This is a genomic window from Serratia sp. CY47444 (genome assembly GCF_052168635.1).
Classification (GTDB): domain Bacteria; phylum Pseudomonadota; class Gammaproteobacteria; order Enterobacterales; family Enterobacteriaceae; genus Serratia; species Serratia bockelmannii.
In genome coordinates, this window is sequence record NZ_JBJNMH010000038.1 from 1 (window position 1) to 1537 (window position 1537).

General features: G+C 53.0%; 1 rRNA gene. It reads left to right on the plus strand.

Annotated elements, in window-relative coordinates:
• Positions 1–29 precede the first annotated feature (29 nt).
• Positions 30–1537 (plus strand): 23S ribosomal RNA (locus ACJ8IL_RS24690); the annotation flags it as partial.

Genomic DNA, 1537 nt, shown 5'->3' on the forward strand with positions numbered 1-1537 from the left:
CGAACGATGGAAACATCTTCGGGTTGTGAGGTTAAGTGACTAAGCGTACACGGTGGATGCCTAGGCAGTCAGAGGCGATGAAGGGCGTGCTAATCTGCGAAAAGCGTCGGTAAGGTGATATGAACCGTTATAACCGGCGATACCCGAATGGGGAAACCCAGTGTGTTTCGACACACTATCATGTCATGAATACATAGTGGCATGAGGCGAACCGGGGGAACTGAAACATCTAAGTACCCCGAGGAAAAGAAATCAACCGAGATTCCCCCAGTAGCGGCGAGCGAACGGGGAGGAGCCCAGAACCTGAATCGGCTTGTGTGTTAGTGGAAGCGTCTGGAAAGTCGCGCAGCAAAGGGTGATAGCCCCGTACACTAAAATGCACAGGTCGTGAGTTCGATGAGTAGGGCGGGACACGTGACATCCTGTCTGAATATGGGGGGACCATCCTCCAAGGCTAAATACTCCTGACTGACCGATAGTGAACCAGTACCGTGAGGGAAAGGCGAAAAGAACCCCGGCGAGGGGAGTGAAATAGAACCTGAAACCGTGTACGTACAAGCAGTGGGAGCACCTTCGTGGTGTGACTGCGTACCTTTTGTATAATGGGTCAGCGACTTATATTTTGTAGCAAGGTTAACCGTATAGGGGAGCCGTAGGGAAACCGAGTCTTAACTGGGCGAATAGTTGCAAGGTATAGACCCGAAACCCGGTGATCTAGCCATGGGCAGGTTGAAGGTTGGGTAACACTAACTGGAGGACCGAACCGACTAATGTTGAAAAATTAGCGGATGACTTGTGGCTGGGGGTGAAAGGCCAATCAAACCGGGAGATAGCTGGTTCTCCCCGAAAGCTATTTAGGTAGCGCCTCGTGAACTCATCTTCGGGGGTAGAGCACTGTTTCGGCTAGGGGGCCATCCCGGCTTACCAAACCGATGCAAACTCCGAATACCGAAGAATGTTATCACGGGAGACACACGGCGGGTGCTAACGTCCGTCGTGAAGAGGGAAACAACCCAGACCGCCAGCTAAGGTCCCAAAGTCATGGTTAAGTGGGAAACGATGTGGGAAGGCATAGACAGCCAGGATGTTGGCTTAGAAGCAGCCATCATTTAAAGAAAGCGTAATAGCTCACTGGTCGAGTCGGCCTGCGCGGAAGATGTAACGGGGCTAAACCATGCACCGAAGCTGCGGCAGCGACGCTTAGGCGTTGTTGGGTAGGGGAGCGTTCTGTAAGCCGTTGAAGGTGGCCTGTGAGGGTTGCTGGAGGTATCAGAAGTGCGAATGCTGACATAAGTAACGATAAAGCGGGTGAAAAGCCCGCTCGCCGGAAGACCAAGGGTTCCTGTCCAACGTTAATCGGGGCAGGGTGAGTCGACCCCTAAGGCGAGGCTGAAAAGCGTAGTCGATGGGAAACAGGTTAATATTCCTGTACTTGGTGTTACTGCGAAGGGGGGACGGAGAAGGCTAGGCTAGCCGGGCGACGGTTGTCCCGGTTTAAGCGTGTAGGGGGTGTGACCTGGTAAATCCGGTTGCATAT